The following is a 6,623-nucleotide window of genomic DNA, read 5'->3' on the forward strand; positions in this document are numbered from 1 at the left end:
TGAGGGTGAGACCGAAGGTGAACTCGTCGGCGTAGTCGTAGCCGGGCTTGAGGACGTGCTCGGTGGCCAGTTCGGTGAGGTGGGGATACGCACGGTCCGTCGCCCGTGAGGCCGGCGCCGAGCTGGTCATCCGCAAGGGCCAGTACGGGCCGTGGCACCCGGGACGGTGCGCCGAGCTGGTGGTCACCGTGGACGGCGCCGAGCGGGTCGTGGGACACGCGGGCGAGCTGCACCCGCGGGTCGTGAAGGCCCTCGGGCTGCCAGCGCGCACCTGCGCGATGGAGATCGACCTGGACGCGGTGGAGACCGCAGGTGACGCCACGGCCGCGGCACCCCGGATCTCCACGTTCCCCGTCGCCACGCAGGACGTCGCCCTGGTCGTCGACGCGTTCGTGCCGGCCGTGGATGTCGAGGCGGCACTGCGGGACGGAGCCGGGGAGCTGCTGGAGTCCATCCGGCTGTTCGATGTGTACGAGAACGCCGAGCAGCTGGGCGAGGGGCGGAAGTCGCTGGCGTACGCGCTGCGGTTCCGGGCCTCGGACCGGACACTGACCGTGGACGAGGCTTCCGCGGCCCGGGACGCTGCGGTGGCCCTCGCGGGTGAGCGTGTGGGTGCGGAACTGCGGAGCTGAGCGCCCAAGGGGCGGGGAGCTGCGGTGGGTTGGCGGCTGCGGGTCGGCCTTCGGCGTTCACGCGGTTCCCCGCGCCCCAGCATGCTGTCGACATGATCGGACCGGCCTTCTCGGGCCGGTCCGATTCTGTGTGTCCCAGACGCAACCGCGATGACTCGCCCGGCTCAGCCGGCGGAGCCGTCCGCCCCGCCACGGAGTGTCGGGCAGGCAGCCGGGCGGACGGCGGTTGCGGGCCGCCGCACTGTACGAGGGGGAGCCGGCGGCCCGGCCGGCCTCTTTCGAGGCAGTTCAGTCAACCGGTCGGCGACTCTGAGCGACAGTGTGCACACCCTGCGGATTCGAGCACTCCGTTCACACCCCGTGTGAAGACGGAACCACTAATCTGTCCGCACCGAGCCATCCGGGGGGCCCACATGCAGCCCAACACTCTGCTCGATGCGATCCTGGACGAGGCGGGGATCTCGCACGCGGGGCTGGCCGCACACGTCAACCAGGCGGGACGGGCACGTGGTCTGTCCCTGAGGTACGAACACACCGCCGTCGCCCGGTGGTTGAAGGGGCAGCGGCCCCGGGGCCAGGTGCCCGACCTGATCTGCGAGGTGCTCGCGGGCCGGCTGCAACGGCCGGTCACCCTCGACGACATCGGCCTAGGCGTGCCCGGCGAGCCGTCCGCCCCGCACACCGGCTCGCTGTCCGGGTTCGTCGAACGGGTCACCGCCCTGTGGCGCTCCGACCAGCAGCAGCGTCCGCACATCCTGGGCGCGCCCGCGCTCACCGGCACGCCCGCCGTGATGCCGGTGTGGGAGTGGGAGAACCCGCCCGAGGACGTGGACGTCTCACGCGGCGGCAGACACCGGGTCACCACGGGCGACCTGGAGATGCTGCGGTCCGCCCGTGCACACTACGAGCAGATGTACCGCAAGGCCGGGGGCATCGCGACGCGGGCCCGGATCGTCGGCTTCCTCAACGCCGAGGCCGCCCCGCTGCTGCGCGGCGGCTACACCGACGAGACCGGTCGGCAACTGCACCGGGCCACCGGCGGGTTGGTCGCGGTCGCCGGCATCTGCGCGTACGACTCCGACGCGCACGGCCTCGCCCAGCGCTACTTCCACCAGGCGCTGCGGCTCGCCAAGGCCAGCGGGGACCGGGGGCTCGGGGCGTATGTGATCGCCCTGCTCGTCAACCAGTCGCTGTTCATGCGGGAGTACCGGCAGACCGTGGCCTTCGCGGAGGCCGCGCTGCGGGCCGCCGGCACACACATCACCCCGGCGCTCGCCTCCGACCTGTACGCGATGCAGGCCAAGGCGTACGCGCATCTCGGCGACGGCACCAGCGCCCTGTCCTGCATCCGGCGGGCCGAGCAGTCCGCCGAGCGCATCCGGCGCGGTTACGAGCCCGACGAGACCGGTTATGTCCAGCCCGGGCTGGTCAACGTGCAGGTGGCGGAGGCGCTGCTGAGCCTCGGGGAGATCGCGGCCGCCGGGGAGCATGCCGCGGCCGCCGTCGACAACCCGGCGCACGACCGCGGCCGGGTGCACCGGCTGGCGATGCTCAGCACCATCGAGCTGCGGCAGGGCAACGCCGACAAGGCGGTGGCCATCGCCGTGCAGATGGCCGAACAGGCCCGGGGCATGGAGTCCCAGCGGCTGCGCGACCGGCTGCGCGCGGTGCGGGAGCACCTGGTGCGCAGCGGTTGCGCGGGCACGGCCGAGGCGGCCGAACTCATCGACGGGGCGTTGCGCGTACCGTTGTAGATCCGGGCGGTGGTGCCCGTGTCGCTCCGAGGCGCTTCCCGTGCGCCTGCTGTCCGTACGTCCCTGCTGCGATATTGCCACTTACTCGACGGAAGGTGGCAGAACCGTGCAGTGGACGAAACGCAACGAACAAGCTGTGTACTCAAACCGCTGGTTCAGCGTCAATCTCGCGGATGTCGAACTGCCCGACGGCCGGCATCTGGACCACTTCCTCATACGCCTGCGGCCCGTTGCGGTGGCCACGGTCGTCAACGAGGCCAACGAGGTGCTGCTGCTCTGGCGGCACCGTTTCATCACCGACAGCTGGGGCTGGGAACTCGCGGCGGGGGTGGTCGAGGACGGCGAGGACGTCGCCCGCGCGGCCGCCAGGGAACTGGAGGAGGAAACCGGCTGGCGGCCGGGACCCCTGCGCCACCTCATGAGCGTGGAGCCGTCCAACGGGCTCACCGACGCCCGGCACCACGTGTACTGGGCCGACGAGGGCGAGTATGTCGGGCACCCCGTGGACGACTTCGAGTCGGACCGCCGGGAATGGGTGCCTCTCAAGCTCGTCCCCGACATGGTCGCCCGCGGCGAGGTCCCGGCCGCCAACATGGCGGCCGCGTTACTTCTGCTGCATCATCTCAGGCTCGGTCAGGACATGTTGCCCTGAGCTGGGGCCTGTCGTTTGGATCAGGTTGCGGGAAAAGTGACGCTGCTTTTCAGTGCCGGTGAGCGGGGTCTGGTGCGTGCAGCCGCAAGGCGGGGGAGTCGGCAACGACGACAACGCGGCAGATGCGTGTGCCGGCCCCCGCGTCTGCGGCGTGATCCAAACGGCGGGCCCTTAATGTCCCAGCGCCTGCCAGATCGTCACGACGAGGGCACCCACGGCGGTGAGGGCGGCGACCGCGGGCAGCGGCCAGCGCGCGTGTTCGAGCGAGTGGATCCGGGTGTTGAGCTCGTCGAGTTCCTTGGCTGTCTCCTCGGTGCGGTGACTGAGCAGGGCCAGCCCGCCCTCGACACGGGCGTAGGCCACATCGAGGCGGCGTCGTAACTCTGCGAGTTCTCCATGAACGACGGGATGCTCGGGATCGGCGGTCACGAGTCCGCTCCTTTCCGTAGTCGTTTCACATCCCTTGCATGCGCATGAGGAGTCAACTCGCCTGGTGGGCGCCTGGGGAGAGTGTGCGAAGGGCATATGCGAGCCCGGCGCGCACACGGTGTGTGAATGCCGCGGGCCCGGCACCAACCCAGGTGCCGGGCCCGCCGTTTGGCCGAAATCTGACCGTCCGTAATCGGCCTCGGGGGATACCCGGGACGCCATGACGAGGTGGCAGAAGAACGCGGCCTGCACGCTGGCGCTCTACGCGCTGGTGGTCCTGATGCTCCGGTTCACCTCAGGGGAGGGGTGGCACACGTCGCTGCTGATCGCGCTCGTCGTCACCCCGCTCGCCTTCTGGATGGGCTGGCTGCGCCGTCGCACGAGCGAGCAGGCGGGTCAGTGGGGACGCCGCCGGGTCCGGCCGTGGCCGGAGGAGCGGCGGGGTTGAGGTGGCTGCAAAGGCCCGGCGGTCAGGCGTACGTGTAGAAGCCCGAGCCCGTTTTGCGGCCCAGCCGGCCCGCGTCGACCATGCGCTGGAGGAGCGGGGGAGCGGCGTACAGGGGCTCCTTGTACTCCTCGTACATGGATTGGGCGACCGAGGCGACCGTGTCCAGGCCGATCAGGTCGGACAGCTTCAGGGGGCCCATCGGGTGGGCGCAGCCCATCTCCATGCCGTTGTCGATGTCCTCGCGGCTGGCGATGCCCGTCTCGAACATCCGGATCGCGGAGAGCAGGTACGGGATCAGCAGCGCGTTGACCACGAAGCCGGAGCGGTCCTGGGCGCGGATGGCGTGTTTGCCGAGCAGCTTCTCGGTGAACAGCTGGGCGCGGCTGATCGTGCCCTCGGACGTGGTGAGCGCCGGGATCAGCTCGACGAGCTTCTGCACCGGGGCCGGGTTGAAGAAGTGGATGCCGATGACCTGGTCGGGCCGCGACGTCGCCACCGCGAGCTTCACCAGCGGGATCGAGGAGGTGTTGGAGGCCAGGATCGCGTCGGGCCGGGTCACGACCTGGTCGAGCACCTGGAAGATCTCCGTCTTGACCTGCTCGTTCTCGACGACGGCCTCGATCACCAGATCACGGTCGGCGAATTCGCCGAGGTCCGTGGTGAAGCTCAGGCGGGCCAGCGTGGCCTCCTGCTCCTCCTCGGTGATCTTGCCGCGCTCGGCTGCCTTGGCCAGGGAGGTGAACAGCCGGGTGCGGCCGATCTCCAGGGCCTCGCCGGTGGTCTCGGCGACCATGACGTCCAGGCCGGCCCGGGCGCACACCTCGGCGATGCCCGCGCCCATCTGACCGCAGCCCACGACTCCGACGCGTGCAATGTCTCCCGCTGGGATGTCCGTCACATCGTCCCTTTCGCTGCTGATCCACGTCCGGGCAGGCTCGCCGGGTCCCGGCGCCTGCTCCGTTCGAGCACGTTACTCCGAAGTATCGATGATCGATCGCGGGGGGCGGGTCTGCTTCGGGCATGCTGGGTCCGGAGCGATCCGCGACCGGGCGGATCCGCGGCTTTTGGGGCATGCGGATGGGACGAGTCTCACGCAGGGCGTTCGCCGTGGCGGCGCTGTCGGCTTTCACGATGATGCCTCGGGCGTCGGCCGCGACCGGACGCGGGGGCGGGGCACCGGACTCCGAGATGCGGGGCGTCTGGATCGCGTCCGTGGCCAACCGCGACTGGCCGTCGAAGTCCGGGCTGACCGCGTCGCAGCAGCGCGCCGAACTGCTTACCCATCTGGACACGGCGGCCGAAAACCGCCTCAACACCGTGTTCTTCCAGGTCCGGCCCACGGCGGACGCGATGTGGCCCTCGCCGTACGAGCCCTGGTCGCAGTACCTCACCGGCACCCAGGGCAAGGACCCCGGCTGGGACCCGCTGGGCACCGCCGTCGAGGAGGCCCACGCCCGGGGACTTCACCTGCACGCCTGGTTCAATCCGTACCGGATCGCCGTCCACGCCGACCCGGCCCGCCTGGCCGCCTCCCACCCAGCCCGCAAGAACCCCCACTGGGTGGTGACGTATGGCGGGAAGCTCTTCTACGACCCGGGGCTGCCCGAGGTCCGCGCCTTCGTCGAGGACGCGATGCTGGACGCGGTGGCGAAGTACCCCGTGGACGGCGTCCACTTCGACGACTACTTCTACCCGTACCCCGTGGCGGGACAGAGCTTCGACGACGACGCGGCCTACGACGAGCACGGCGGCGGCTTCCCGGACCGGGCCGCCTGGCGACGGGACAACATCGACCGGCTGGTGCGGGAGACGGCGGACCGCGTCAAGGAGGTCCGGCCGAGCGCACGCTTCGGCATCAGCCCCTTCGGGGTGTGGCGCAACGCCGGGACCGACCCGCTCGGCTCGGACACGAAGGCAGGTGTGGAGACGTACGACGATCTGCACGCGGACACGCGGAAGTGGGTGCGCGAGGGCTGGATCGACTACATCGTCCCGCAGCTGTACTGGAACATCGGCTTCGCCGCCGCCGACTACGCCAAGCTGGTGCCCTGGTGGGCGGAGGTCGCCCGCGGCAGCTCGACACAGCTCTACGTGGGGGAGGCGCTGTACAAGGCCGGCGACCCGGCGCAGCCCGCGGCGTGGCAGGAGACGGGTGAGCTGTCCCGGCACCTGACGCTGGCCGGGGAGCACGCACAGGTGCGCGGGCACGTCTACTTCGCCGCCAGGGACGTGGCGGCCGACCGGATCGGGGCGATGGCGAGGGTCGTCGCCGACCACTACGGGCAGCCGGCGCCGCCCCCGCGCTGAGTCATGGCCCGGTGGTGGTCTCCCGGTGCCGGATCTCCGTGTCGGGTCCCGGGGAGCACACGCCCTCGTGCCCGTCCTCGAACCGGACGCGGTACGGGGGGTTGCCCTCCTGGCCGAGCACTTCGACGATCTCGCCGACCTTGTCGTGCTGACCGACCACCCTGCCGTGCTGGACAAGCTGGTCGCCCACGGTTGCGCGCATCTGGGGCCTCCTCACGAGGTGCGGAGCAGCGGTCCGTGGCCTTCGAGTCTACGGTGGGGGGCGCCTGCCGGCAGTGGCCATGCGCGCTCCCGCTCAGCCGCGTGATCGCTGTGTGACGGCGATGCAGACCAGCACCGCCGCGGCCGTCAGCGGGGCGGCGACCGTGAGGTGCTCGCCCAGCAGCAGCACCGACCACACC

The 6,623-nt window shown here is 70.8% G+C and carries 7 protein-coding genes and 2 pseudogenes; 5 read left to right on the top strand and 4 right to left on the bottom strand.

The features are described from left to right. Window positions 1-89: 89 nt before the first annotated feature. The 3 genes and pseudogenes from ABZ281_RS31700 to ABZ281_RS31710 form a co-directional block, all read left to right on the top strand. Window positions 90-632 (top strand): annotated as a pseudogene (locus ABZ281_RS31700) (phenylalanine--tRNA ligase subunit beta); the annotation flags it as partial. A gap of 413 nt (window positions 633-1,045) precedes the next feature. Further along, window positions 1,046-2,386 carry a transcriptional regulator gene (locus ABZ281_RS31705; protein WP_356661076.1) on the top strand — a complete coding sequence of 447 codons (1,341 nt, stop codon included), beginning with the start codon at window positions 1,046-1,048 and terminating at the stop codon, window positions 2,384-2,386. A gap of 106 nt (window positions 2,387-2,492) precedes the next feature. Then, window positions 2,493-3,038 (top strand): NUDIX hydrolase, encoded by a 546-nt coding sequence (locus ABZ281_RS31710; RefSeq protein WP_356661078.1) that lies wholly within the window; start codon window positions 2,493-2,495, stop codon window positions 3,036-3,038. Window positions 3,039-3,209: 171 nt separating this feature from the next. Here the strand turns inward: ABZ281_RS31710 and ABZ281_RS31715 are convergent, their stop codons facing one another. Beyond that, a complete protein-coding gene (locus ABZ281_RS31715) occupies window positions 3,210-3,467 on the bottom strand; it encodes a hypothetical protein (RefSeq protein ID WP_356661080.1) in 258 nt (85 codons plus the stop codon). A 220-nt stretch (window positions 3,468-3,687) separates the two neighbouring features. Here ABZ281_RS31715 and ABZ281_RS31720 point away from each other — a divergent pair, with 220 nt between their 5' ends. Continuing rightward, window positions 3,688-3,915: a hypothetical protein gene (locus ABZ281_RS31720; RefSeq protein WP_356661082.1), complete on the top strand. Its 228-nt coding sequence runs from the start codon at window positions 3,688-3,690 to the stop codon at window positions 3,913-3,915. 22 nt (window positions 3,916-3,937) lie between these two features. Here ABZ281_RS31720 and ABZ281_RS31725 read toward each other — a convergent pair whose 3' ends face one another. Continuing rightward, window positions 3,938-4,813, bottom strand: a complete 876-nt coding sequence (locus tag ABZ281_RS31725; protein WP_185009286.1) for a 3-hydroxybutyryl-CoA dehydrogenase — start codon at window positions 4,811-4,813, stop codon at window positions 3,938-3,940. Between the two features lie 179 nt (window positions 4,814-4,992). On the opposite strand from ABZ281_RS31725, the gene ABZ281_RS31730 reads away from it, so the two are divergent. After that, complete coding sequence (locus ABZ281_RS31730; RefSeq protein ID WP_356661084.1) at window positions 4,993-6,222, top strand: family 10 glycosylhydrolase; 1,230 nt, start codon at window positions 4,993-4,995, stop codon at window positions 6,220-6,222. Between the two features lies 1 nt (window position 6,223). Here the strand turns inward: ABZ281_RS31730 and ABZ281_RS31735 are convergent, their stop codons facing one another. Then, window positions 6,224-6,424, bottom strand: coding sequence for a DUF1918 domain-containing protein (locus tag ABZ281_RS31735; protein ID WP_010045242.1), 201 nt, complete (start codon window positions 6,422-6,424; stop codon window positions 6,224-6,226). A gap of 93 nt (window positions 6,425-6,517) precedes the next feature. Beyond that, window positions 6,518-6,623, bottom strand: a pseudogene (locus ABZ281_RS31740) (EamA family transporter); the annotation flags it as partial.

Origin of the sequence: Streptomyces sp. NPDC006265 (genome assembly GCF_040613555.1) — a bacterium.
Classification (GTDB): domain Bacteria; phylum Actinomycetota; class Actinomycetes; order Streptomycetales; family Streptomycetaceae; genus Streptomyces.